Source organism: Bacillus sp. bc15, from assembly GCF_900142585.1.
Lineage (GTDB): Bacteria > Bacillota > Bacilli > Bacillales > Bacillaceae_G > Bacillus_A > Bacillus_A cereus.
Genome location: NZ_FRBJ01000014.1, coordinates 1 through 25,129, shown reverse-complemented (window position 1 = coordinate 25,129; position 25,129 = coordinate 1). Strand labels below are relative to the sequence as shown.

Sequence of the window (25,129 nt, the reverse complement as noted above, 5' to 3'; positions counted from 1 at the left end):
GTTAAGCCTCTAAATTTTGTCTTTGTTGCAGTTCAAACTGCTTCTCACTTCTTCTGGCCATAAATAGATAACATAATACTGCTCCTACTTCACAAAGCGCAATAACAACACCCATCGGTAACGCTGTATTACTCCCACCAATACCTACTAGCGGAGCGACAAGCGCTCCTGAAATGAACTGTAATAAGCCTAATAAAGCTGACGCTGTTCCTGCAGCTTGCTTCTGATTTCTCATCGCTAATGAGAACCCAGTTGTTGATACAACCCCGACACTTGATACAACAAGGAATAACGAACATAAAACACCGATTAAACCTATTCCTAGTACGATTGTCAGTAGTAAAGATAGGCCACCAACAGCTGCGATAATAATACCAACAACAAATAATGTCTTCTCATTTACTTTCCCCGCTAAACGACCCGTTACCTGACTAGCAATAATAATACCGATGCCGTTAATCGCAAAGAATAAACTAAATTGCTGTGGTGATGCTCCGTATATGTTCTGCAACACAAATGGTGAGCCCGAAATGTATGCAAACATTGCCGCTGTTACTAATCCTTGTGACAATGCATATCCCATAAACAGACGGTCCTTTAACAATTTTCCGTACGTCGCCAAAGTCCCTGACAAACCACCCGTTTCTCTTTCTTCAAGAGGTAATGTTTCACGCAATACAAAAGTAGCTGAGATTAACATGAATACGCTAATTGCTCCAAGAACGATGAAAACACCGCGCCACGTTGTAAACTGTAATAATTGCCCCCCAATAATCGGTGCCAAAATAGGTGCTGCTCCGTTTACTAACATAAGCAGTGAGAAAAACTTCGTCATTTCAGAACCTGAGTACATATCACGTACCATTGCACGTGATATAACAATCCCGGCTGATCCTGAAGCTCCTTGTAGGAAGCGCAATAATACTAATGTCCAAATAGATGGCGCAACAGCACAAAGTAAAGAAGAAGCAACATAAATAATAAGAGCAATAATAAGTGGTTTGCGTCTTCCGTAAATATCGCTAATTGAGCCAACAAATAATTGTCCTACTGACAGCCCAAGCAAACAAGCTGTTAATGTAAGCTGCGCTAGGGATGCACCTGTTTGCAAATCATCCGTTAACTTCGGTAATGAAGGCAAATACATATCAATAGATAATGGCCCAATCGCCGTAAGTGTTCCTAATACAAGAATCATCCATAACCTGTTTGCCTTTACAGGTTTATATATTTCGTGATTAACTTCATTCACTTTTTCAATTCACCCTTTCCTATACACACTGAATCGTAACAATTATAGTTACATCATAAACATACGTCAAGTACAGCGCATTTTCCTCTTTCATAATGTAAAAAAAGCGATAGAAATTCTATCGCTTTACTTTTTCACATTGCTATTCGCAAATTTAGATACCGAGGCCATCGTCTCTCCTGTATCTAAATATGTAATTTGAATTGGGTCTCCTACTTCTGTAAACATAGCATACGGGAATTTCTTCACTGGTATCATAAATACCTTTTGTTCATTCTCTAAAAGTACGTACACGATTGTATTTTCACCTGATTTTTCTTTATATACACGTTGTACAATACCTTCTTTTTGCGCTTCTTTTCCTGTTGAGGTTGGTCTAAATGTATCACCATTACCGCTCATTACGTTTTTATAATTCTCAAGCGCTTCTTTCTGCGAAGAACCTGTCGCGAATATTTTTGCATTAGCAGCATATACAACTGTATGTGCACGTACTAGGCCTCCGTCATCAACAACCGGAATAATCCAAGCTGGTTTACCGTATACGTTATAAATGACAGGCATTGTCCCATGCCATTTCTCTCTCTTAAAGGAATTATCTACTACTTCTGTAGCTGCTGAACCATCCATAATCCCCTTCACTTCTTTTCCATTATAGTAATATAGCTTGCCTGTGCGTGCATCTACTAATGAATAGCCTAGGGCTGAATCTACTCCTTCTTTTGGAGAAGTAAAGTCTGTAAAATAATACAGTGTTCCATCTTTACCAAAGATCGGGGTCACGCCTTCTTTCGTTCCCCACTCAGTCGGAATTTTCATATCTGTTTGTGAGAATTTCGTATTCCAAAATCCGTGAATATATTTACCAAAGTACGTATTTAACGTAGATGCAGTCTCATGATTTAATACACCATCAACAAATTTAGGTGCCTTTCCTTTATCATATCTTTTCACTTCACCTGTTTGTGCATCTACTACGACAACACCTTCTACCTCAAATCCAGATCTTCCTGAAATAAATTCACCATACGTCATTGTATAATATGGTTTTCCTTTATCATCAACCTCAAATTTAGGTTTTCCTTTAAAGATTAAATTTGGTTCTGCTTGCCTTACCACACGCTCTAAATTATTACCAAAAAACATGCTTGGCACATATTTCATTTTATAACCGAGGTGCAGTTTCGCTTCCGCATCAGGATTCGTACCTGACATCGTTACATACCCTGGAATTGTCTCAGCTTTACGCGCTTTAAAAAATCCTGAAACTTCAATCGGTGCTACATATAAAGCTTCGCCGTTTACCATTTGTGGCGTTAATTCTCCTAGCTCAAAATAAGCTACTTTCGGAATATCACCAAATACTTTTTTCATCTTATTCTCCGCTGTCTTTGGCGGCACTGTAAACGGCTGATCATTTTCAGTAAATGGCTCTGAAATATCTTTCTCTATCTTAACAACAGAATCATATTTCTTTTGCGAGATTACTATATCGTGCAAATAACCAAAGTAGCCGTAACTTGCGAGTAAAATAAACATTAGAAGTCCTTTTAATGTACCTTCTAATTTCCCTATTTGATCTTGTGAAAATAAAACAAGCCCAATTAAAATTGCTACTGCAACAGAATAATGAGTAAGAATCGAATCTACTCGATCATCAATTAGCCAAAAGTATTCATAGATTGCAATACCTATCCAAAATAAAACAGGAATAACTAAAATAGATGATTTCTTACCCTTTACAACCTTCTTATCTCCCTTCTTATCCACTGCTCGAAGCTTACTACTACTTCTTGTCCATGGAATCAAAAACAAAGTAAGAATAGCTAAAACTACAAATTTCATCAAAGGCACTGTCCCCTTTTCTTTTGTATTCCCTTTTAGTATAACAAATAAAGGGTATTAAGGTGAAAATAGGAATAGTTATATTTTTTTACTACTTAATACAATCCCGCTCACTACATATAGAATAGATGCAATATAAAAAATTGTACCAATCGTAAAGAAATCTACTAAATATCCCGTGGCAATAACCGCTACTGCTCCGCCAATGGATGTCCACACATGGTATTTTCCAATCTCATAACCAGCCTTTTCCTGCGCAACCTTTCGTGCTAATGAAGTCTTCTCAGTATTACGCTGCACAGCACCTAAAACTCCCATTACAATTTGAAGAATATACACATGCCATACTTCCGTGGCAATCGGAAAGCAAAGCATTAAGATTGCCATGGACCAAGCGTATATGATTAATAATTTTTTATCACCTACTTGATCAGATACCTTTCCCACTAGTGGATATACAAGTGCTGATGTTAAAGCAAATAAGCCATACGCCCAGCCAAATTGCGAGAAGCTATTTCCAACGTTTCGAAGTAATAATATATAAAAAGGAAATACCATACTTCCTGCCATCATGATAATACTTTGCGAAGCCACAAATCTTCTATATGTCATTTCGTATACTCCCTATAAAATAAATTAACAAATCTCTCTTCTGAATCTACTTCCTTCTTTTTCTTGAGAAATTCTTCAATACGAGGATATGCCCTTTTTAACTGCTCTTTCGTTGGATAAGAATAGTACGGCAAATAGTAACTACCGTTATGCTTTAAAGTAACATCAATCATCTTCCGAATGACATCCTCTGTTTTCTTTATCTCACTCTCTGAGCGTCCCTGGTTAATCAAAAGAACCAGCGCAAACATATCATCTTTCGCATAGGACAAAACTGCATTTTCATTCTTTTCCACGTAACGAATCGTAATGTTGAGTAAATTAAACTCTTCTTCATTTAATGCGTTACGTAAATCATCTATATACTCCGTGAAAGCATCTATAGGTACAAAGTATTCTTGTAACACTTCGGTCCTATTTGGATTTTCATATTCCATAAAAGCACTATCTGATCTCATAACATTATTACGCGTCTCATACTTTCCATCTGTACGTTCAAAATAACCTCTTTGTATATCCCAAAATGTATTCTTTCCCCAATCACTATAACGTGATAACCCAAGTAAAAATTTAGGTGCAGCTATAATATTTTCTTCCTTTAATTCACTGTACTCTTCTCTCATATTTTGATTTTGTGCCAAAGTATAATCCGTCACATACATCTCTTTTAAAAATGAATTTGGAGCAACAGAAATACGCGCTAAGTGCATGCGAACATTCTCATCTCTTTTCACTTTCTCTTTGAAATAAGATGCGTATTCTTTATAATCTATCATTCTCGTGTGCATTTCATATAATTCATCATCTGTTAACTTCAGCGTCACATCTAAAATAACTCCAAATAAACCGTAACCCCCAATGACATATGGAAATAACTCTGCATTTTCTTCTCTACTTACATTACGTACCGTGCCATCTGCCATTAACAATCTAAATGAATCTACTGTATCAATTAGTGCCTCATGACGAATATCACGCCCATGTACATTTACACTTAATGAACCACCAACAGTAAAAATATTTTGAGACTGCATGACCTGTACCGCAAGGCCATATGGATTTATTTTCTTCTGAATATCATTCCACGTGACACCACTTTGAACTGTAATACGCTTCTTCTCTGGATCGAATTCTAATATTTTATTATATCCTTTCATATCGAGCATCGTGCCATTCGGATAATATGTCTGTCCTCCTTGGCTATGTTGCATGCCTGCAATGGAAATTTTCTCTCCTGAAACTTTTGCATCTCGCACTAATTTTATTAACGAGTGCTCTTCCGTAGCACTTTCAACACGTTTTATTTTTGTCGGAAGCAATTTACCTACATCACTCATAATAGGATGATCAATTTGTTTTTTATACGTATGTACAGACGTTGCAAGCAAAACCGTATATGCGACAATGACCACTACTATCTTTCTTTTTTTCAAAGGACACTCTCCTTATTAGCAACAAAAAGAGATACCCGTTCTTTCAGGTACCTCTCTTGACAGTGATTACTTTGCTGCTGGCAATTGTATTGGATCAAATTTATCATACGATGTAAACTTCGCATCCGTAATAATGTGCGCTTTATCCTCACCATTGCTACTCATAACCATATCTATCTTTGCTGATTCATATTTAAAATCTTTTGTAATAATATATTCCCCATCTATTTCTTCTATCTTTGCATTTTGGCCTTGTAGCATTTGTTTCTGCTTTTCATCCATACTAGCTAACATACTCTCTGTCTCTTGCCCTTTTAATGCAAACTTCAGCTTATAATTATCTCCACTTTTCTCCATCTTCACTTTATTTAAAATTTCCGATGGAATCTCTAAATTATCTACCATTCCTTGAGTCGCATTCATTCCGTTAGCATTTAATTGTTCCTCTGGTACAGACATCACTTCACCCGTATTAGGATTTTTCAACTGACCAGCAATTTTGCCACCCACATCATAAACAACAACCTCTGTACCAGAAACATTCATTTCAGAACGAGAATTTTTTTGCTTCGGCTCTAATTGCATTTTGGCCTTTATTACATTCATCTCTGTTCCTTCAGCCTTTATTCCCACATCATATGTCATCGTTACATTTTCTTCGTTTTTAAAAGCTTCATTCGCTTTATTGAAAACATCCTTCGCTGTTAATTCCTTTTCTTTCTGCACAGCTTCTTTTTTCGGCTCATCAGTCTTTTTTGTTTTCTCATTACTACACCCTACTCCTAGACCGACTGCAAGTACTAAACTTGAAATTAAAATAAATTTTTTCATAACGTCCCCTCCTTCCCAAAAATAATATCATCTCTTTTCCTATGAAATCTATATAATTCGTAATATTCTTCTTTAAATTTATTTCCTATATAGCAACATGTTTGAGAAAAAGTTTAAATATGATGTAAATAATAACAACTCATTTCAGGAGGTCATTATGAAAGCTATTATTTGCACAAAGTATGGACCACCTAATGTTCTCCAGCTTCACAATATAGAAAAGCCTAAACCTAAGAAAAATGAAGTATTAGTTAAAATTCACGCAACAAGTGTATCGACTGGAGATTGTAGAATACGTGGCTTTAATAGCCCCCTCTTATTTTGGATTCCTATGCGGATCATATTAGGTTTCAGAAAACCGAGAAAACCTATACTTGGCGTAGAGTTATCCGGTGAAATCGAAGACATTGGATCAGATGTAACACAATTTAAAAAAGGAGATCCAGTTTTTGCATTAACAGAACTAAACCTTGGTGGTTATGCGGAATACACATGCGTGCATGAAAGTGGATTAATAGCATTAAAACCTACCAATGTGACATATGAAGAAGCTGCCGTTATTCCTTTTGGCGGAACTTCAGCATTGCACTTCCTTAGAAAAGGACAGATAAAAAAAGGGCAACGAGTACTTATATACGGCGCCTCTGGGTCAGTAGGGACAGCTGCCGTACAGCTTGCTAAATACTTCGGGGCGACTGTCACAGCCATTTGTAGTAGTTCGAATTTCGATTTAGTAACAGCTTTAGGGGCAGACAACGTAATTGATTATATGAAAGAAGATTTTACTAAGCGGGGCGATCACTACGATATTATATTTGACGCAGTTGGAAAATATAATAAGTCTCTTTGTACAGATGCATTAATGCCTAATGGAAAATATGTATCTGTGAACGGAATGATGGCAAAGGTCAGTAAAGAAGATATGAACCTACTAAAACAACTAGCTGAAACAGAAAAGCTAAAACCTGTTATTGATAGAACTTACCGATTAGAAGAAGTTGTAGAAGCCCATACGTATGTAGAAATGGGCCATAAGAAAGGAAATGTTTCGATTACCTTAAAATAAAATATATTCTGAAAATACCATTGACAATTCTTTTTGTACGATTTACTATTAGTACCATATTCAAAACTACATACACATACTCTTATCAAGAGTGGCGGAGGGACTGGCCCGATGATGCCCGGCAACCGAGCTTATGACGTATAAGCTAAGGTGCTAATTCCTGCAAAACGAGTTTTCGTTTTGGAAGATAAGAGAGGAATCTATTTCGTCTATTCGGCACCTCTCTTATTTTTGGGAGGTGCTTTTTATTTTGGAACGTATATGAAGGGGGATTTATAAATGAAAAAGGTATTATTAAGCATTGTAAGCGGAGCAGTATTATTATTAGGCGCATGTAGCGTGAGTTCAGATAAAGAGGTAAAAGCATTAGACGAGAAAAAGATTACTGTCGGTGTAACAGGTGGGCCGCATGAACAAATTTTTGAAAAGGTAAAAGAAGTTGCCGCAAAAGATGGCCTCGAAATTGATATAAAAGTATTTAATGATTATGTAGCGCCAAACGTATCTTTAGATGAAAAAAGCCTTGATGTAAATAGCTACCAAACAAAATCGTATTTAGATGTATTTAAAGCTGAACGCAATATGAAATTAGCTGAAGTATTTTCAACAGTAACATTCCCTATGGGCGTATATTCTAAAGATATAAAAGATGTAAAAGACTTAAAAGACGGCGATGCAATTGCTGTACCAAATGACCCAACGAATGAACTGCGAGCTTTAAAATTATTTGAAAAAGCAGGGGTTTTAAAAGTTGATCCAAAGGCTACAGAAAAAGCGACTGCAAAGGATGTAATTGAAAACCCGAAAAATTTAAAGATTGTTGAATTAGAGGCATCTCAATTACCAATACAACTAAGTGAAGTGAAAGCAGCCGCAATCAATACAAACTTTGCATTAGGTGCAAAATTAAGTCCGGCGAAAGATTCTATTTTCCGCGAAGGAAAAGATTCACCATATGTGAACTGGGTCGTTGTTCGTACTGAAAATAAAGATGATGCCGTTGTAAACAAATTAAAGAAAGCTTATCAATCTAAAGAAGTGAAAGAGTTTATCGAGAAAAAATTTGATGGTTCAGTTTTACCATCTTGGTAGGAGCTGACGATAATGATTGAATTAAAAAACATATCCAAAGTATTTTCAACAAAAAAAGGGACTGTTGAGGCTCTTAAGTCTACTTCCCTTAAAGTAGAAAAAGGCGAGGTATTTGGAATCATTGGGTATAGCGGCGCCGGTAAAAGCACATTGATTCGATGTGTAAATTTATTAGAAAAACCAACGACAGGAAATATCATTGTAAACGAACAAGACTTAACAACGTTAGCGACAAAAGAACTAGCAAAAGCGAGACAAAAAATCGGAATGATCTTTCAAGGATTCAATTTACTTAAAACTGTTACCATCTATGAAAACATTGCATTACCTTTACGCCTTGCTGGCATTCCAAAAGCGGAAATTAAAAAAAGGGTAGAAAAATATTTACGCATTGTCGATCTTTTCAATCGAAAAGATGCTTATCCAAGTGAACTTTCTGGCGGTCAAAAACAGCGCGTTGCAATTGCACGTGCACTATCACATGAGCCTGAAGTGTTATTAAGTGATGAAGCAACGAGTGCTTTAGATCCAGAAACAACTGATTCTATTCTTGATTTGTTATTAAAGATTAACGAAGAAATTGGAATTACGATTTTACTCATTACACACGAAATGAACGTTATCCAACGTATATGCGACCGCGTTGCCGTTATGGAACATGGATCTGTAGTCGAAAGCGGGACTGTGAAAGATATTTTCACAAACCCACAACATGTAACAACGAAGAAATTTGTAAATAGCGCCTTTGCAGCTAAAATTCCAGAAGAGGTACAGAAAGAACTACAGAATACTGGAGAAATTGTAACACTTTCATTTATTGGCACTACTTCAGGTGAACCTGCCTTAGCTGTTGCCACAAAACGTTTCCAAGTGTATCCGAATATTTTATCCGGTAATATTACGCAGTTAAAACATGAAGCATATGGGAAACTAGTCGTTCATATGCAAGGAGAACAAAATGAAATCCACCGTACTTTATCATTTTTACAAGAGCAAGGAATCATCGTAGAAGGAGGTAGAACAGATTATGGGAAACAAGTCCTTTTTGGATGAATGGGGTAAAGTCATATGGGAAGCCACAATTCAAACCTTTCAAATGACATCTATTTCATTACTCATCTCACTCCTTATTGCACTGCCACTTGGCGTCACACTTGTTTTAACGAGACCTGGTGGGCAGCGTGAAAATAAAATCATCTATCCTATTCTTAATACAGTTATTAATATCATTCGCTCTCTTCCATTTATCATTCTATTATTCTTCATCTTACCTTTTACAAAGTTTCTAATGGGAACATCCATTGGCGTGCAAGGTGTTATCGTACCACTTGTCGTCTTCACAGCTCCCTATATCGCACGTTTAATGGAGACAGCCTTACTAGAAGTAGATCGAGGGGTTATTGAGGCCTATCAAGCGATGGGATTCTCTACTATAAAAATCATTTGGCACGTCATGGTTAAAGAAGCTCGTCCCTCCCTTGTACTTGGATTAACAATTGCAACGATTGGCTTAATCGGCGCAACAGCAATGGCTGGTCTTGTAGGTGCTGGCGGGCTAGGGGACTTAGCATATCGCTTCGGACATTTACGCTATGAACCTGAAGTAATGTATGCAACCGTCTTTATTCTAATTATCCTCGTTCAAGGATTACAGTCTTTAGGTAATGGGGTTGCACGAAGACTGAAGAAAGATTAAAAAAGAAGGTATCTCACCAGGGTGAGATACCTTCTTTTTATCTTTTAAATCCGCCTTCTGAATGAATAACTTGCCCCGTAATCCACTTAGCTTCTTCACTTACTAAAAATTTAATGAGTCTAGCTGCATCTTTTGGCTCACCAATTCTGCCAAAAGGAAACATCGGCTTTAACCCTTGTTTTATCTCTTCAGTCATCCATCCTGTATCGGTTGGTCCTGGATTAATTGCATTCACTGTTATTCCTAATTGAGCTACTTCTGCTGACAACGTACTAGTAAGAGCATCAATAGCTCCCTTCGTTGTCGCATAAGCTAGTTCTCCTGCCATAGGACCTTGAAATTGCCCCGAAGTCATATTAACAATTCTACCACCAGATTTCTTATCAAATCCTCGGGCAAATTGACTACTGAGCAATGTAGTCGCACGAATATTAACCATATAATGCTTATCTAATTCTTCAGCAGTCAACGTAGAGAAATCATTATTCGTAGAATATGCTGCATTATTAATTAATATATGAGGGTACCCTAATTGTTCAGTAACTTTATTTAAAAGCTCTTTCGGTGCATCATTCCGAGTTAAATCTAACTCCATGCTCAATACTCTAACACCTTTTTGTAATAGCTCTTCTTTTAATTGTATTTGTTCATTTTTATCAACGCCCCAAGGCATCTCTTTATCATAATCCGTCCAATACGTAAAAAATATATCGTATCCTGCCTCAGCTAATTCTTTACAAATCGCTGCTCCTATACCGTCTAGACGACTTACGCCTGTAACAACTGCTACTTTATTTTTTAATTGGTTCATCATATACTCCTCCAAGTTTAAAGGACGCATATTTTATATAAGAGATATAAATTTCCCCACCTAGACCTCTGTCCTTACAAAAGGGATGTACAAGCCAACTATGCAGTCCTTGCATGATTTACAAATAGCTAAATAAACCCTCACTTATGAGAGAAAAATTCATCTATCCAATTTCTAATCATTACAAGTTCATCCACATATCGAGTCCTTGTCTCCTTTCCATATATCTCTGTTTCTATCATACCAATATGATGTACTATTTCAAATGATAAAAAAATAAAAACCAATATTCCATTCCAAACTTCTATCGAATTTATTATATTACAATATAATAAATAATGGAAATAACCAGAAAAATACTGGTAAATATTGACTAACCTTCTTATAATAAAACGTGGGGCTAATGTGAGAATTTAGTTTTAAACAAATAGGGGGAAGAAATATGTCAAAAAAATTACTTTCTTTATTTTCTGCAGTAATCGTAGCAGCTTTTGTAATAACCGGCTGTGGTCAAAGCGATACGACAAATAAAGAACAAAAAGAGAATGCAACAAAAGAAAGCAAAACGGAAAAAACAGATACAACGAAAGAAAGTAAACCTACTGAAAAAAAATCCGAAGATAAAAAAACTGAAGACAAAAAAACTGAAGATAAAAAGCCTGAAAATACAGCTACTGGATCAAGCGACTACTCTAAGCTGATTTCCTATATGGAAAAAGAAACAGGTGGTAAAACAAAAGTTCTTTTTGAAAATAAAGAACCACAAGTCTATAAAGCTGAAGATGTTTCAGTATCAATGAATAGTTACACATTAGTTGAATTAAATGGATTCCATACAAACTTCGATATTCCGTTTAATCGTCAAACAGAAGGCGGAGTTATTCTTGTGAACTACAGCGTAAAAAATAGTTCAGCTAAAGATATTTATTATATGCCAGCATTGGACATGTCATTTACTGGCGCGCAGAAAGCATATAGTAACTATAAAGATTTAATTCCAAAAGAAGATCAGCTCCCAACTAAACTTGCTCCAACGAATGATTACTTAGTAAAAGCAGGAGAAACTATTTCTGGTTATATCGCTTATCCATTCGGAAAAGATGATCTAGCGAAAATTTCAAGTCTCTCAACAGTCTCAGTCACAGTCCCAACTGCACAAGCTAATAAAGGAAAATTTGATGCTCCAATCGGAAATCCTGGAAGCTTTTCACTAAGTTTAAACAAACAGGGTGCTGAAAAAGTTGCAACAGATAATACTTTCTACCAAGATAAAGCTACAGCTAATAACATGGGCGATAAAAAAATGTTAAAAGAGAAATCAAGTATTAATAACAATCAAGAATTAGGCGCTGTTAATGTTACATTAGACGGATACCAATTCACTCAATTCACACCAAATTCCGTCGAAGCTCCACGCTTTGCAAATTTTAAAAACGGTCTTGTTCTGTTAACAGTAAAATTCAAGCTTGATAACAAAGATGCTCAAGACGTTTCACTGTCTCCTATAAGCTCTACATTGAGAGTGAATGATGGTACACAATATACGATTAATGAAGGTATGCTATCAAATTATGACTATAATGCTTCAGTCAAAACAGGAACATCTGGAGAGTTACTACAAGTATATATTTTAGATCAAGAGCAGTATGAAAAGATTTGGAAAGACAAAAGCTTTGAGATTGAGTTAGGACCTATGAGAAATAAAGAAGCTAAAGATATTTCACAAGGTAAAAAAGCTAAATTTACATTACCTAAATAAATTAATAAATATATAATAGAAAAGGCATATAACATATGATTGTTATATGCCTTTTTCATTTTATAAAAACACCATTTTTGTTCACACTTTATCCATTGTGAATTTTTTCACAATGGATATATAATAAACATGTAAATAGAATATTGGAGGGATTTCAATGGTTATCAATTTTTTAAGAACTGATAAACGTGCTGCTTTCATATTATTATTTTTACGATTTTACATAGGATATGCATGGCTCACTGCTGGGATAGGTAAAGTTTTCGGACAATCTTTTGATGCAAGTGGTTTTCTAAAGGGCGCTATCGCTCAAGCATCAGGTGACCATCCTGCAGTACAAAGTTGGTGGGCAGATTTTCTTCAAAATTTTGTTCTTCCAAACGCAGACCTATTTAGCTTTTTAGTTCAATGGGGAGAAATTTTAGTAGGTCTAGGTTTAATTTTAGGCGGATTAACAAAAACAGCTGCATTTTTCGGAATCATAATGAATCTTTCATTTTTATTAAGCGGAACTGTTAGTGTAAACCCAAATCTGCTTATTTTAACTATGTTCATTTTAGTTGCAGGGCAAAACGCTGGACGTATTGGATTAGATGGCTATGTTTTCCCTAAACTTTTCCGTAAAAATAACCACGGAACATATAAATTAAGTAAAACTGCGTAGTAACAGTTTACTTTTAAAATATAAATAAGAAAAAGAGCCTGAGTATAGGCTCTTTTTCTTATTTATCCTAATTTAAACTTTTAACGAGCCACGAAAACCTCTGGCAGCATAGTAAGAGTCTGCTCCATTGTGGTACACGAAAACATGTCCGAAGCGATAATCGCAAAATAGAGCACCACCGAGTTCTCGAATATCTGAAGGTGTTTGTACCCAACTTGATGATTTCATGTCAAAATCCCCAAGTTGTTGCAATTCCCGATATTGTTCTTCCGTTAATAGTTCAATGCCCATAGCATTTGCAACATCAATAACATTATTTTCTGGTTTATGTTTTTTTCTTGATTCTAACGCTTCAAGATCATAACAAAGACTTCTGCGGCCTTTAGGACTCTCCTTTGAACAATCATAGAAAGTATATTCGTCCTTTTCTTCATCATAACCGACAACATCCGGCTCACCGCCAGTTACTTCCATTTCGTTAAGTGACCATAATTTTTCAGCATTAGCTTCTATCTTAGCTTCAACCTTAGCCCATTCAAGACCTTCATGGCGGTTCATATTTTTCTCAAAACGAGCTTGCAATACTTTCAATAACTCTTGACGTTTTTCTACTAGTAAGTCATTTTTATTTCCTGTCATATTAGTCCTCCCTGATGTGTGTACAGATATTAGTTTAAGTATATATTTTATAATAAATCATCTCAAGATGAAGACCGTTTCAGCCTTATGTCTTGTACAAACATCCATTATAAAGTTCTAAAACCCTCCATACTTTCTCCAAGAATATAGTGTGAAAACCACATCAAATTCTGCTTCATAATAGCTACATTCATTCCCGGCTGATTAGGACTATATGCCATTCCTTTAAATATAATTAATTCTGTATCCACTTCCATATCCATTAATCCTTGATATAGATCATATGCATTTGTAATTGGAATTCTTGCATCCTTTTCTCCATGCTGAATTAAGGTAGGCGTACAAGCTGATTCAATATACGTCATAGGTGATGTCTTCGTATATATCTCTGGATCATCCCATGGAGTATTTCCTAAATACATTCTAATAAAGTAAGGTATATCTGTATTTACATAATGGGTACTCCAGTTAGTGATTCCACCGCCAACTGAAATAGCTTTAAATCGACTACTAAATGTAGAACAGAAAGCTGATACATATCCACCGTTGCTCCATCCCATAACTCCTACTCTATCCTTGTCTACCATCCCTTTTTCTACTAGTTCATCCACTCCAGATATAACATCATCGTAGTCAGCAATCCCCTGTTTTCTATAGTTAGCTTTTAAAAATTCATTACCATAACCTGAACTTCCTCTGTAATTTGGTTCTAAAACGATAAAGCCTTTTTCAATAAACTGTTCAATCGGATATTTCTCATTGAAGCAGTCTGAAAATATCGGAAAAGACGCCCAAGCCGGACCGCCGTGAATTACTACTAATAAAGGATATTTTTTATTAGTATCAAACTCTACTGGCGTTGATAAAACACCTTCTATTTCAAGACTATCGCTACTTTTCCATGAGATGATTTCCCTGTTACTTCTAAGTTTCCCTTTGAAAAAGCTATTTTCATCCGTTATTTTTTTATCGTCTAAATAGATTTCAAAGGTTTCATTTGTTATTGCCTTATTGTAGGATATATATTTGCCATCCTTTGTTATAGAAGCATCCATTATAAAGCCATCTACTTTTTCGCTTAATATTTCCACAGTTCCATCTTCAGCTAGCAACCCAATAAGATAATTCGTTTTATTCTGCCATCTAATTAAAATCCCTTTAGCTGTCCACTGTAATGGCATAACCGTACTATCAAAATCTGTTAAAGGTTGAATTAGCTCTCCATTATGAATATCATATATCTCTAACGTACTATCTTGTATATAGTTTCTATAGTAATCCCTCTCTCTTATGCTTGCTGAGTAACAAATTTTGCTGCCCTCTGGAGAAAAGCAAACACTCCCTCCCAACAATTTATCCACATTCAGCTTTTGTAGCTCTCCAGGTTTAATATGGAGTATATATAGATCTCCATTTATATAATCTGCCATATTTGAGCTTGGTGTCGCCATAAATACAACCTTTTTACCATCATTTGAAATATCAAATTCATGGATATGAAAATCCTTACCATCAGTTAATCGATAAACAACTCTGTTCTCATGTTCATCTGTATCACTTTGTATCACCTTTTCTATTTCAATGTAATATAAACAATTATTCTGGTGTTCCTTACTTACATGATCGAAATCTCCATATAATTCCTTACGTTTCTTTATTTCCTCACATTCTTTTGACTGTGCAACATAATAAAAACCTTTGCCAGCAGGATCCCATTTGAATGTACTAATTCCTTCCTTCTCATCAGTAATTTGAACCTCGCTATAACCATCTAGCGACTTAACAAATATCTGATTTTTCCCATCACCAACTGGACTAAGATATGCGATACACTTAGCATCTGGAGACCATAATGGGTGTGTACTATCTATATCCCCATTTGATAATGGGTAACTCTGCTTCTTATCTTTTTCATATATCCATACATGATTCCTATATGTATTGTCTTTCCAATCAGCCGTCTTCTTTACAAATGCTACGTTTTTACCATCATCACTTATGTTTGTACTTGATAAGGTTGGTAATGAAATAATCTCTTCTATACTTAGATATGTTTTTTTAATCGTTTTCATCAATATCCCCCCTGAAATGTCCATAAATCTCTCGTCTCTTTTTGTCGTAATAAAAGAAATTGTTCATGAATACTTAAAATAATAACGGAAAATTCAGATAAATAAAAGTGAATTCGATAAAGTAAAACTTTAATCTATAGGGTTCTATCCACTTACCAATTCTAGATGTTATTTTTCGACACAAAAACACCCCTTTAGATAAAATATCTAAAGGGGTGCAAATTTGTAAATTTATTTTAAAGCTACAACTATATTTATTAACCTACCAATCTCCTACTCAACAGTAACAGACTTAGCTAAGTTACGTGGCTTATCAACGTCACACTCGCGGTGAAGTGCTGCGTAGTATGAAATAAGTTGTAATGGAATAACTGCTACTAGCGGTGCTAGTGCTTCGTGTACAGCTGGTAATACGAAGCTGTCTCCTTCCATTTCTAAGCCTTTCATTGAGATGATACATGGGTTAGCTCCGCGTGCTACTACCTCTTTCACGTTGCCGCGAATTCCAAGGTTTACGTGCTCTTGTGTAGCAAGTGCGATAACTGGTGTACCATTTTCGATTAAAGCGATTGTACCGTGTTTTAACTCTCCTCCAGCGAATCCTTCTGCTTGGATGTAAGAGATTTCTTTTAGTTTTAACGCACCTTCTAATCCTACGTAGAAGTCTACGCTACGTCCGATGAAGAAACAGTTACGCGTTGTCGCTAAAAATTGTTTTGCTAATGCGTCCATTTCTTCTTTTTGATCACAAAGTTCTATCATTGCATTTGCTACAAGTCCTAGTTCGTGTGTTAAATCGAAATCAAGAACTTCACCTTTTGCTTTAGCAATATCAGCTGCTAAAATTGAAAGTACTGCAAGCTGTGCTGTGTAAGCTTTCGTTGATGCAACTGCAATTTCTGGTCCAGCATATAACGGAAGTGTATAATCAGCTTCACGAGAAAGAGTAGAACCAGGCACGTTTGTAATTGTTAATGCTTTATGACCCATTTCATTTGTTTGTACAAGTACTGCACGGCTATCAGCAGTTTCACCACTTTGTGAAATGTAAATGAAGAATGGTCTTTCTGTTAATAATGGCATGTTGTAAGAGAATTCACTTGCTACATGCACTTCAACTGGCATTTTTGCAAACTTCTCGATAAATTGTTTTCCAACAAGACCTGCATGATAGCTCGTTCCACATGCAATGATGTAAATACGATCGCTATCTAAAATCGCATTGCGAATGTCTTGATTTAATTCAATCTCGCCATTTTCATCTTGATACTTTTGAATTATATTACGGATTACAAGTGGTTGCTCATCGATTTCTTTAAGCATGAAATGAGGGTATGTTCCTTTTTCAATATCACTTGCATCTAATTCCGCTGTAAACGGTGCACGTTCAATCGTTTCACCTTGTAAGTTTTTAATTGTAATACTTTCTTTCGTTACGATTACGATTTCTTTATCCATTAACTCAATAAATTGATCTGTAACTTGTAACATCGCCATAGCGTCGCTCGCCACAACATTAAAGTTGTCACCAACACCTACTAATAGCGGGCTTTTGTTTTTAGCAACATAAATCATGTTTGGATTTTCAGCATCAAGTAATCCGATTGCATAAGAGCCATGTAAAAGAGATAGCGTATTACGGAACGCTTCTTCTACACTTAATCCTGTGCTCACTTGTTGTTCCATAAGCTGTACGATAATCTCTGTATCTGTTTCACTTACGAACGTTACATCTTGTAAATATTCCTTTTTCACTAATTCATAGTTTTCAATTACACCGTTATGAACTAGTGTAAAGCGTTTTGATGTACTTTGATGCGGATGCGCGTTTACTTTACTTGGAACACCGTGTGTAGCCCAGCGTGTGTGTCCGATACCTACGCTTGCTGCTACATTCTCATCTACGATTTCACGAAGTTTTGCGATACGGCCTTTTTCCTTGTATACAACAACACCGTTCTCTGCTTGTACTGCAATACCTGCTGAATCATATCCACGATATTCTAGCTTTTCTAAACCTTTTAATAAAATTTCCTTTGCATCTTGCTCTCCAATAAATCCTACGATTCCACACATGTTTAGTCGCCGTTACAAATGCTTACACTGCTCTGCGAACATGTAACGACATAGTCCGATACCATTTTTATTTATACTAAAAAACGGATTACATATTGCTAGCCCTGTAAGCTTGTAACGGCTTTCACCTTCCTCTCGATTGGGTTTAAGTCCGTATATACTTATACAGCTAGTTTTCATCCGTTCCTCTTCTCTCATCACACTTTCACCTTTGTCCACTAAGTCACCTTAATGATTTAAGTAAAAGTTTGCGGTTGTGATGAACAACCGGGAGTCATCCGCCGAAATCTCGATAAACCCCACCTCGTCAACTACACTATTTGTAGTTCTGGCGCTTTTATAATTTACAATATTTCCTTTGAGAAAAAGAACAAGACCATCTTATAACAAACATGGATAAACCGTCAATGAAATTTTTTTCATCGTCTATAAAACATATGAAAAAGGAGCACTTTTTGTGCTCCTTTTTCATATAAATTCAGCTAATTACTCAGCGCCAACTTCGGCTTTCACAACTTCTACAATGCGATGTACATATGCATCACAAACTTCTTGTGTTGGTGCTTCTGCCATTACACGAATAAGTGGCTCTGTTCCAGATGGACGAACAAGAATACGGCCATCACCGTTCATTTCTTCCTCTACAACACGAATAATTTCTTTAATTTTTTCATTTTCTAATGCTAATTTTTTATCTGTTACACGAACGTTTACTAGCAATTGTGGGAATTTCGTCATTTCTCCTGCAAGCTCAGATAATGGTTTTTTCATCATTTTCATGATGTTTACAAGTTGAAGTGCACTTAACATTCCGTCACCAGTTGTAATGTAATCAAGTAAGATAATATGGCCTGATTGTTCTCCACCTAAGTTGTAACCACCGCGTTTCATCTCTTCCATTACATAGCGGTCACCAACTGCTGTTTTATCACTTGTAATATTGTTTGCTTCAAGTGCTTTGTAGAAACCTAAGTTACTCATAACAGTTGAAACAACTGTATTATGTTTTAATTGACCAGTTTCTTTCATGTACTTCGCACAAATAAACATAATTTGATCACCGTCAACGATGTTTCCTTTTTCGTCTACAGCAATTAAACGGTCGCCATCGCCATCAAAAGCAAGTCCAATATCCGCACCTTTTTCTTTTACCAATTCAGCTAAGCCTTCTGGATGTGTAGATCCTACACCCTCGTTAATATTCATACCGTTTGGAGAAGTTCCCATTGTTGAAATATCAGCTTCTAGGTCTGCAAATAAGTATGGAGCTAGAGAAGAAGTTGCACCATGTGCACAATCTAAAGCGATATGTAGGCCAGAGAAATCTTCTTCAACAGTTTGTTTAATGTACTGTAAATATTTTTGTCCACCTTCAAAGTAATCGCTCACTTGTCCAAGATTAGTACCTGTCGGACGTGGTAGTTCATCAACTTCTTTGTCTAATAAAGCTTCAATCTCAGCTTCTTGCTCATCTGTTAATTTAAAGCCGTCTGAACCAAAGAATTTAATACCATTATCTTGTACTGGATTATGAGATGCAGAAATCATAACACCTGCTTGTGCATCTAGTGCTTTTGTTAAATAAGCAACGCCCGGTGTAGAAATAACGCCAAGGCGCATTACTTCTGCTCCAGTTGATAATAGACCTGCTACTAAAGCTCCTTCTAACATATGGCCAGATACACGTGTATCACGACCGATAATTACTTTTGGACGATCTGTATCTTTTGTTAATACATAACCACCAAAACGCCCAATTTTGAAAGCTAATTCAGGTGTTAACTCCTTATTTGCAACTCCACGTACTCCATCTGTACCAAAATATTTACCCATTATGATTCGCTCCTTTTTCTTGCTCTTTTTGATTATGGTTATCTACCGTTGGTTCTTGACTAGTTTCTTTATCTTTATCTTGATTTTGGTTTTGATTATTTTCCTGTTCCGTTTCTTTTTCTTGATTGGATTCAGGATTTTTTGGCTTCTCATTTTGATTTTCTTGATTGGTGTTTGAATCCGGTTGTTGACCGTTACCCTGTACTTCTTTATCTGGTTTTTCTTTCTTTACAATAGTAACTTTAGCACTTTTTTGTTTTGGCTCTATTGAAATATTACCAGGTCCACTCACTTGAATAGAAATATCTTTCGTCCCTGAAGATACATTTTGCAAATTAATTACCGCTGTTATTTGGGCAGCTGTTATTTTATCTACTATACTTGCTTCTCCTGAAATATCAACACTTATCTTTCCATCTTGCGGCGAAATTAGCTGAGCCGTAACATCTTTAGAAAGTCCATTTTTTTGGATTGGGATGCCATCAATCGTTTTTGTTTTCGTTTGTTTTGTTTTTTGCACTCCCACCGAAACCTTCACTTGATTCGGTTTTGCACTGGTTACACCCTTGGGTAATAAAACAGAGGCATCGAATGTTGTAGACTCTGTCAATTGACTAAGATCTACTTCGACCCCCTCTAGCGATTGTATATTATCCAAAATATCTTTTGGACCAGCTATTGTTACTTCTCTCGGCTCGACACTGATATTTGTAACTGCCAATCCTTCTGCTAAACTCCCCTTCTTCGTATACGTTACAGGAACAGTTTTTTCAGTATTATTGGCTGTAGTTTGCGTTGCCACATTCAATGTTACACTAATTTTAGATGGACTTGTTCTTACATTTAAACGTTTTCCTTCTTTATTGTATAATGTAACTTCGGGCGTTTTTGTAACAGTTTTATTAACACCTTTTAAATCAACATACGCTTTGGCAGATGAAATGCTTTCAATTTCTTCTTTCGTCCCAACTACCTCAACAGTATCCGGTTTAATGCTTGATTTTTCGAGAGTAGCCCCCGCTGGCATTTGATCCTCATTTGATAATTTCAAATCTACATGAACATATTTTCTCGCCTTTTCATGAAGAGTAACTTTAATTGTTGATGGCTGAACTGTTCCTTTCACATCGTCTGGAAGCCCGTTCGTTTTTAAAGAAATCTCATAAGTTCCTTTTGGACTATCTCGCAAATCAATTGGTATGTCAAATTGTTTTTTTGCTTTTGCTGTAGCAACTGATGCTTTTGGGCCTTCTAACTTCACCTTAACGCCCTCTGCTGGAATACCACTTACAATATATTTCTCCTCATCATACTTAAGATTAATCTCATAATTAGTTAATGTTTCTTTCGTATCATTTGCAAAAGGTAATATACCTGATGTCGTATTTTTCTCAGTTAACGTCGCTGACATAAAAAGCATACACGCCAATAGTAATGAGATCCCTTTTAAAAACCAATGATTCTCCATTAACTTATCCATGACGCTTTCTCCTCCAATTCCATAAAGACGAAGAAGTCGTTTTTTCGTTCCCACTAAATTCAGCTAATAACATATCCTTCAGCTGTTCTGTCTTCAAATCACGATGCAACTTACCATTTTTCGTTAAAGAAATTTGACCAGTTTCTTCAGACACAACTACTGTAATACTATCAGTAACTTCACTAACTCCCATTGCAGCACGATGTCTAGTTCCTAATTCTTTAGAAATAAACGGACTTTCTGATAATGGAAGATAGCATGCTGCTGCTTTAATTGTACTTCCTTGCATAATTACCGCTCCGTCATGAAGAGGTGTATTTGGAATAAAAATATTAATAAGTAATTCCGATGATACGTTTGCATTCAGCGGAATACCCGTTTCCACATAATCACCCATACCGGTCTCTTTTGACAAAGTAATTAATGCACCTATTCTACGTTTCCCCATATATTCGGTTGCTTTTGCTATCGCTGTTGCAACCATTTCAGGTTCATCATCCTCATGCGGTCCAACACGCGAAAATAAACTCCCGCGCCCTAGCTGCTCAAGTGCTCTTCGCAATTCTGGCTGAAAGATAATAATAACGGCTAAAAATCCCCATGTTAATACTTGTTCAGTTAGCCAAGATAACGTATGCAATTCAAGGAAAATACTAATCATCTTAACGACAATGATAACTGTAATCCCTTTTAAAAGTTGAACAGCTTTCGTCCCTCGGATTATGAGAATCAGCTTATATATAATAAACCATACAATGGCAATATCTAATGCCGTACTAAGATATTTCAAAATGGTCGTATCTTCAAAAGGCATGCTATCCCTTCCTCCTACTTACGAGCAATTCTATCCATATAGTGAAATATTGTTTTATGCTCTATCTGTATGTATTTCCAACAACTAGTTAATTATACCATACATGAAACAAACGACAATTACAAACAACCCCCTTTAGCTCAAATTGGTAAGATGTCAAACATTTTTATCTTACAGTATAATATAAATCATTATTATACGCCTATTTTCAAATAAAAAAAGCAACTTCTCAGTTGCTTTTCTTACATTTATTTTAGTTTTTCACCGAATAAAGAACCCATTAAAGCAACTGCTGTTGTTGCCGTTCTATTTCTCTCATCTAAAATCGTATTTACCTCAACAAATTCAGCAGATGTGATAATATCCGCTTCTGCTAACATTTCCATCGCCAAGTGGCTTTCACGATAAGATAAACCACCAATTACAGGCGTCCCAACACCTGGTGCATCATGAGGATCAAGACCATCTAAATCTAATGATAAGTGTACACCATCAGTATGAGATAAATATGCGATTGTTTCTTCCATAACAGCCGTCATCCCCATACGATCAATTTCATGCATTGAGAACACTTTAATACCTTCATTGCGAATGAAATCTTTTTCTCCTTCATCCAATGCACGCGCACCGATAATTACGACATTCTCTTTTTTCACCTTTGGATATGCTCCATATAAATCTACAAGTGAAGAATGTCCATAACCTAAACTTGCTGCAAGTGACATACCGTGAATATTTCCAGATGGTGAAGTTTCCTCTGTATTTAAATCACCGTGTGCATCATACCAAATAACACCTAAGTTTTTATAATGTTTTGCTACACCAGCTAATGTACCGATAGCAATACTATGGTCACCACCTAATACAAGTGGAAAACGACCTTCTTCTATAATATGATCCACCTTACTTGCTAATTCATTACATACAGTTGCAACTTGTGTAAGGTTTCTTAATTTTGTATTTTCATCTATCTCTTTTTCTCTCTCTATACGTATATCTCCCATATCTTTAACATTATATCCAATTTCTTCAATTCTTTCAATTACCCCTGCATAACGGATTGCGCTCGGTCCCATATCAACGCCACGACGCATCTGCCCTAAATCCATTGGAACTCCAATAACTGAGATTTCTTTTTTCATAGATAGTATCCCCCTTCTGTGCCTTCACTAAATATTTTAAATCTTTTATATAGTCTGACTCAACTCGACATTTTTCTGTATGGATATACAAATTATTCACTTATATTCACGTTGAAAATCAAATTTCAAGACTATTCTATGTATAAAGTTAACTTAATGAAACAATCACAATCACTATTATTAAATAATAATAAAAAAACACCCCTACATTTAGAAATGTTTTTCTGACGCTATTTTCCATACTGTTGCAATATTCTTCGTTGTCATTTCAATATTTTCTTCTGCTACTCTATATGCTTCTTCTAGTGTCATCGGTCTCGTTGTAATACTAAATACCGCATCTATTCCTTTCTCGTACACGGCTGAATAATCAGATGATACAGACCCTCCAATAGCAATTACAGGCACAGAAAAACGTTTCGCACGCCCCGCAACACCAACAGGAGCCTTCCCATATGCAGTTTGTTCATCTATTCTACCTTCACCAGTTATAATGAGATCTGCATCTTCTATATGTTTATCAAAATTTGTATAATCCAATACAATTTCAATGCCCCTTCGCAAGTCTCCCTTTAGCACTGAAATAACAGCCGCTCCCATTCCTCCTGCTGCCCCTGCACCAGGTATTTCAGATACATCAGAAGATACATATCTTTTAAGGATATTCGCATAATGTTTTAAATTCTCATCTAGCTCTTTCATCATCTCTACATTCGCACCCTTTTGTCTCCCAAATACGAAAGATGCTCCCTGCATTCCGACTAATGGATTATCCACATCACATGCCGCTTCTATCTTTACCCCCTTGAAGCGTGGGTCCATTTGTGAAAAATCAATAGCAACAATCGAATGTAACGTACCTCCAGATGGATCTATTACTTCACCCTTATCATTTATAAATCTTACTCCTAAAGCTGCTAACATGCCTGCCCCACCATCATTTGTAGCACTTCCTCCAAGTCCTAAAATTATGTACTCCGCCCCTTGATTTAGCGCATGTAATATAAGTTCTCCTGTTCCTTTTGTCGTTGTAATAAGTGGGTTTCGCTTTTCAACTGGAACGTGCTGTAATCCTGATGCTGCTGCCATTTCAATAAACGCTGTCTTTTTATCTTTAGACACGCCATAAAAAGCTTGCACACTTTCTCTAAGCGGTCCTGTCACACTAATTGATATAATTCTCCCCCCTGTAGCATCAACAAGCGATTCAACCGTCCCTTCTCCTCCATCTCCAATTGGTATTTTCACATACTTTGCATTAGGAAAAATTGCTCTAAAACCTCTTTCAATAGCTTCACATACTTCTATAGCTTTTAGGCTTTCTTTATATGAATCAGATGCAATAACAACTTTCACAATTATCCCCCATCCCTTATTTTTACGTTTTCTTCATTTTAAACGATAAATATAAAAGTTGTCTTTTTAAACACAAAAAAGCTTACATCATATGATGTAAGCTTTTTCTATTTAGATGGAGCCTAGCGGGATCGAACCGCTGACCTCCTGCGTGCAAGGCAGGCGCTCTCCCAGCTGAGCTAAGGCCCCTTAGTAATAAAGCGGAAGACGGGATTCGAACCCGCGACCCCAACCTTGGCAAGGTTGTATTCTACCACTGAACTACTTCCGCGAAAATGGTGAGCCATGAAGGATTCGAACCTTCGACCCTCTGATTAAAAGTCAGATGCTCTACCAACTGAGCTAATGGCTCGTAAATGGCTGGGCTAGCTGGATTCGAACCAGCGCATGACGGAGTCAAAGTCCGTTGCCTTACCGCTTGGCTATAGCCCATTAATATTTACTAGTATGGTTATCTTCTCAAAAAAATAAACCCTTTCAGGTTATTTTTAAGAAAATGGTGGAGGGGGGCAGATTCGAACTGCCGAACCCGAAGGAGCGGATTTACAGTCCGCCGCGTTTAGCCACTTCGCTACCCCTCCGACATTTAAACATATATGGTGGAGGATGACGGGATCGAACCGCCGACCCCCTGCTTGTAAGGCAGGTGCTCTCCC

21 protein-coding genes, 5 tRNA genes and 1 riboswitch are annotated in these 25,129 nt (G+C 36.4%); of the genes, 6 read left to right on the top strand and 20 right to left on the bottom strand.

Annotated elements, in window-relative coordinates:
• Position 1: 1 nt before the first annotated feature.
• The 5 genes from BUA87_RS26845 to BUA87_RS26825 form a co-directional block, all read right to left on the bottom strand.
• Complete coding sequence (locus BUA87_RS26845; protein ID WP_225989860.1) at positions 2-1,261, bottom strand: multidrug effflux MFS transporter; 1,260 nt, start codon at positions 1,259-1,261, stop codon at positions 2-4.
• Positions 1,262-1,378: 117 nt separating this feature from the next.
• On the bottom strand, positions 1,379-3,097 hold the full coding sequence (locus tag BUA87_RS26840; protein WP_071713797.1) for a DUF3981 domain-containing protein: 1,719 nt from the start codon (positions 3,095-3,097) through the stop codon (positions 1,379-1,381).
• Between the two features lie 78 nt (positions 3,098-3,175).
• On the bottom strand, positions 3,176-3,709 hold the full coding sequence (locus BUA87_RS26835) for an MFS transporter (RefSeq protein WP_000222367.1): 534 nt from the start codon (positions 3,707-3,709) through the stop codon (positions 3,176-3,178).
• Positions 3,706-5,142 (bottom strand): FAD-binding oxidoreductase, encoded by a 1,437-nt coding sequence (locus BUA87_RS26830; protein ID WP_000746313.1) that lies wholly within the window; start codon positions 5,140-5,142, stop codon positions 3,706-3,708. The genes BUA87_RS26835 and BUA87_RS26830 overlap by 4 nt, the downstream gene beginning before the upstream one ends.
• A gap of 66 nt (positions 5,143-5,208) precedes the next feature.
• A complete protein-coding gene (locus tag BUA87_RS26825) occupies positions 5,209-5,973 on the bottom strand; it encodes a DUF6612 family protein (protein ID WP_000713524.1) in 765 nt (254 codons plus the stop codon).
• Between the two features lie 157 nt (positions 5,974-6,130).
• On the opposite strand from BUA87_RS26825, the gene BUA87_RS26820 reads away from it, so the two are divergent.
• The 4 genes from BUA87_RS26820 to BUA87_RS26805 all read left to right on the top strand — a co-directional run bounded on the left by BUA87_RS26820 (position 6,131) and on the right by BUA87_RS26805 (position 9,827).
• A complete protein-coding gene (locus BUA87_RS26820) occupies positions 6,131-7,039 on the top strand; it encodes an NAD(P)-dependent alcohol dehydrogenase (protein ID WP_071713794.1) in 909 nt (302 codons plus the stop codon).
• A 79-nt stretch (positions 7,040-7,118) separates the two neighbouring features.
• Positions 7,119-7,233: riboswitch (SAM riboswitch) on the top strand.
• 85 nt (positions 7,234-7,318) lie between these two features.
• Complete coding sequence (locus tag BUA87_RS26815) at positions 7,319-8,131, top strand: MetQ/NlpA family ABC transporter substrate-binding protein (RefSeq protein WP_023520834.1); 813 nt, start codon at positions 7,319-7,321, stop codon at positions 8,129-8,131.
• Positions 8,132-8,143: 12 nt separating this feature from the next.
• A complete protein-coding gene (locus tag BUA87_RS26810; protein ID WP_071713793.1) occupies positions 8,144-9,184 on the top strand; it encodes a methionine ABC transporter ATP-binding protein in 1,041 nt (346 codons plus the stop codon).
• On the top strand, positions 9,159-9,827 hold the full coding sequence (locus BUA87_RS26805) for a methionine ABC transporter permease (RefSeq protein ID WP_072941400.1): 669 nt from the start codon (positions 9,159-9,161) through the stop codon (positions 9,825-9,827). Before BUA87_RS26810 ends, BUA87_RS26805 begins: the two co-directional genes overlap by 26 nt.
• Before the next feature lie 37 nt (positions 9,828-9,864).
• On the opposite strand, the gene BUA87_RS26800 is transcribed toward BUA87_RS26805, so the two are convergent.
• Complete coding sequence (locus BUA87_RS26800) at positions 9,865-10,641, bottom strand: SDR family oxidoreductase (RefSeq protein ID WP_071713792.1); 777 nt, start codon at positions 10,639-10,641, stop codon at positions 9,865-9,867.
• Between the two features lie 439 nt (positions 10,642-11,080).
• Between BUA87_RS26800 and BUA87_RS26795 the strand changes: the two genes are divergently transcribed.
• Positions 11,081-12,397, top strand: coding sequence for a DUF5068 domain-containing protein (locus BUA87_RS26795; protein ID WP_071713791.1), 1,317 nt, complete (start codon positions 11,081-11,083; stop codon positions 12,395-12,397).
• A gap of 157 nt (positions 12,398-12,554) precedes the next feature.
• On the top strand, positions 12,555-13,061 hold the full coding sequence (locus BUA87_RS26790) for a DoxX family membrane protein (protein WP_071713790.1): 507 nt from the start codon (positions 12,555-12,557) through the stop codon (positions 13,059-13,061).
• 72 nt (positions 13,062-13,133) lie between these two features.
• On the opposite strand, the gene BUA87_RS26785 is transcribed toward BUA87_RS26790, so the two are convergent.
• The 14 genes from BUA87_RS26785 to BUA87_RS26720 form a co-directional block, all read right to left on the bottom strand.
• Positions 13,134-13,700 carry a DUF4256 domain-containing protein gene (locus BUA87_RS26785; RefSeq protein WP_000147403.1) on the bottom strand — a complete coding sequence of 189 codons (567 nt, stop codon included), beginning with the start codon at positions 13,698-13,700 and terminating at the stop codon, positions 13,134-13,136.
• 107 nt (positions 13,701-13,807) lie between these two features.
• On the bottom strand, positions 13,808-15,772 hold the full coding sequence (locus BUA87_RS26780) for a S9 family peptidase (RefSeq protein WP_071713789.1): 1,965 nt from the start codon (positions 15,770-15,772) through the stop codon (positions 13,808-13,810).
• 273 nt (positions 15,773-16,045) lie between these two features.
• On the bottom strand, positions 16,046-17,848 hold the full coding sequence (glmS, locus tag BUA87_RS26775) for a glutamine--fructose-6-phosphate transaminase (isomerizing) (RefSeq protein ID WP_000334155.1): 1,803 nt from the start codon (positions 17,846-17,848) through the stop codon (positions 16,046-16,048).
• Positions 17,849-17,860: 12 nt separating this feature from the next.
• Positions 17,861-18,046, bottom strand: a complete 186-nt coding sequence (locus BUA87_RS26770) for a hypothetical protein (RefSeq protein ID WP_001206405.1) — start codon at positions 18,044-18,046, stop codon at positions 17,861-17,863.
• A 288-nt stretch (positions 18,047-18,334) separates the two neighbouring features.
• Positions 18,335-19,681: a phosphoglucosamine mutase gene (gene glmM, locus BUA87_RS26765; protein ID WP_072941397.1), complete on the bottom strand. Its 1,347-nt coding sequence runs from the start codon at positions 19,679-19,681 to the stop codon at positions 18,335-18,337.
• A complete protein-coding gene (locus BUA87_RS26760) occupies positions 19,674-21,161 on the bottom strand; it encodes a CdaR family protein (protein WP_000359607.1) in 1,488 nt (495 codons plus the stop codon). The genes glmM and BUA87_RS26760 overlap by 8 nt, the downstream gene beginning before the upstream one ends.
• A complete protein-coding gene (gene cdaA, locus BUA87_RS26755; RefSeq protein WP_001115694.1) occupies positions 21,154-21,975 on the bottom strand; it encodes a diadenylate cyclase CdaA in 822 nt (273 codons plus the stop codon). Before cdaA ends, BUA87_RS26760 begins: the two co-directional genes overlap by 8 nt.
• Before the next feature lie 248 nt (positions 21,976-22,223).
• Positions 22,224-23,117, bottom strand: a complete 894-nt coding sequence (gene rocF, locus BUA87_RS26750) for an arginase (RefSeq protein WP_000711581.1) — start codon at positions 23,115-23,117, stop codon at positions 22,224-22,226.
• 210 nt (positions 23,118-23,327) lie between these two features.
• Positions 23,328-24,473 carry a glycerate kinase gene (locus BUA87_RS26745; RefSeq protein ID WP_071713787.1) on the bottom strand — a complete coding sequence of 382 codons (1,146 nt, stop codon included), beginning with the start codon at positions 24,471-24,473 and terminating at the stop codon, positions 23,328-23,330.
• 116 nt (positions 24,474-24,589) lie between these two features.
• Positions 24,590-24,662, bottom strand: a tRNA-Ala gene (locus tag BUA87_RS26740).
• Positions 24,663-24,672: 10 nt separating this feature from the next.
• Positions 24,673-24,744: transfer RNA gene (locus BUA87_RS26735), tRNA-Gly, on the bottom strand.
• Positions 24,745-24,749: 5 nt separating this feature from the next.
• Positions 24,750-24,825: transfer RNA gene (locus BUA87_RS26730), tRNA-Lys, on the bottom strand.
• 5 nt (positions 24,826-24,830) lie between these two features.
• A tRNA-Gln gene (locus BUA87_RS26725) sits at positions 24,831-24,905 on the bottom strand.
• A gap of 65 nt (positions 24,906-24,970) precedes the next feature.
• Positions 24,971-25,054, bottom strand: a tRNA-Tyr gene (locus BUA87_RS26720).
• Between the last annotated feature and the right edge of the window lie 75 nt (positions 25,055-25,129).

Excerpts from the sequence above, each read along its gene's own strand:
- BUA87_RS26840 (WP_071713797.1), bottom strand. The coding sequence starts at position 3,097 with ATGAAATTTGTAGTTTTAGCTATTCTTACTTTGTTTTTGATTCCATGG.
- BUA87_RS26835 (WP_000222367.1), bottom strand. The coding sequence starts at position 3,709 with ATGACATATAGAAGATTTGTGGCTTCGCAAAGTATTATCATGATGGCA.
- BUA87_RS26825 (WP_000713524.1), bottom strand. The coding sequence starts at position 5,973 with ATGAAAAAATTTATTTTAATTTCAAGTTTAGTACTTGCAGTCGGTCTA.
- BUA87_RS26820 (WP_071713794.1), top strand. The coding sequence starts at position 6,131 with ATGAAAGCTATTATTTGCACAAAGTATGGACCACCTAATGTTCTCCAG.
- BUA87_RS26815 (WP_023520834.1), top strand. The coding sequence starts at position 7,319 with ATGAAAAAGGTATTATTAAGCATTGTAAGCGGAGCAGTATTATTATTA.
- BUA87_RS26810 (WP_071713793.1), top strand. The coding sequence starts at position 8,144 with ATGATTGAATTAAAAAACATATCCAAAGTATTTTCAACAAAAAAAGGG.
- BUA87_RS26805 (WP_072941400.1), top strand. The coding sequence starts at position 9,159 with ATGGGAAACAAGTCCTTTTTGGATGAATGGGGTAAAGTCATATGGGAA.
- BUA87_RS26800 (WP_071713792.1), bottom strand. The coding sequence starts at position 10,641 with ATGATGAACCAATTAAAAAATAAAGTAGCAGTTGTTACAGGCGTAAGT.
- BUA87_RS26795 (WP_071713791.1), top strand. The coding sequence starts at position 11,081 with ATGTCAAAAAAATTACTTTCTTTATTTTCTGCAGTAATCGTAGCAGCT.
- BUA87_RS26790 (WP_071713790.1), top strand. The coding sequence starts at position 12,555 with ATGGTTATCAATTTTTTAAGAACTGATAAACGTGCTGCTTTCATATTA.
- BUA87_RS26785 (WP_000147403.1), bottom strand. The coding sequence starts at position 13,700 with ATGACAGGAAATAAAAATGACTTACTAGTAGAAAAACGTCAAGAGTTA.
- BUA87_RS26780 (WP_071713789.1), bottom strand. The coding sequence starts at position 15,772 with ATGAAAACGATTAAAAAAACATATCTAAGTATAGAAGAGATTATTTCA.
- glmS (WP_000334155.1), bottom strand. The coding sequence starts at position 17,848 with ATGTGTGGAATCGTAGGATTTATTGGAGAGCAAGATGCAAAGGAAATT.
- BUA87_RS26770 (WP_001206405.1), bottom strand. The coding sequence starts at position 18,046 with ATGAGAGAAGAGGAACGGATGAAAACTAGCTGTATAAGTATATACGGA.
- glmM (WP_072941397.1), bottom strand. The coding sequence starts at position 19,681 with ATGGGTAAATATTTTGGTACAGATGGAGTACGTGGAGTTGCAAATAAG.
- BUA87_RS26760 (WP_000359607.1), bottom strand. The coding sequence starts at position 21,161 with ATGGATAAGTTAATGGAGAATCATTGGTTTTTAAAAGGGATCTCATTA.
- cdaA (WP_001115694.1), bottom strand. The coding sequence starts at position 21,975 with ATGCCTTTTGAAGATACGACCATTTTGAAATATCTTAGTACGGCATTA.
- rocF (WP_000711581.1), bottom strand. The coding sequence starts at position 23,117 with ATGAAAAAAGAAATCTCAGTTATTGGAGTTCCAATGGATTTAGGGCAG.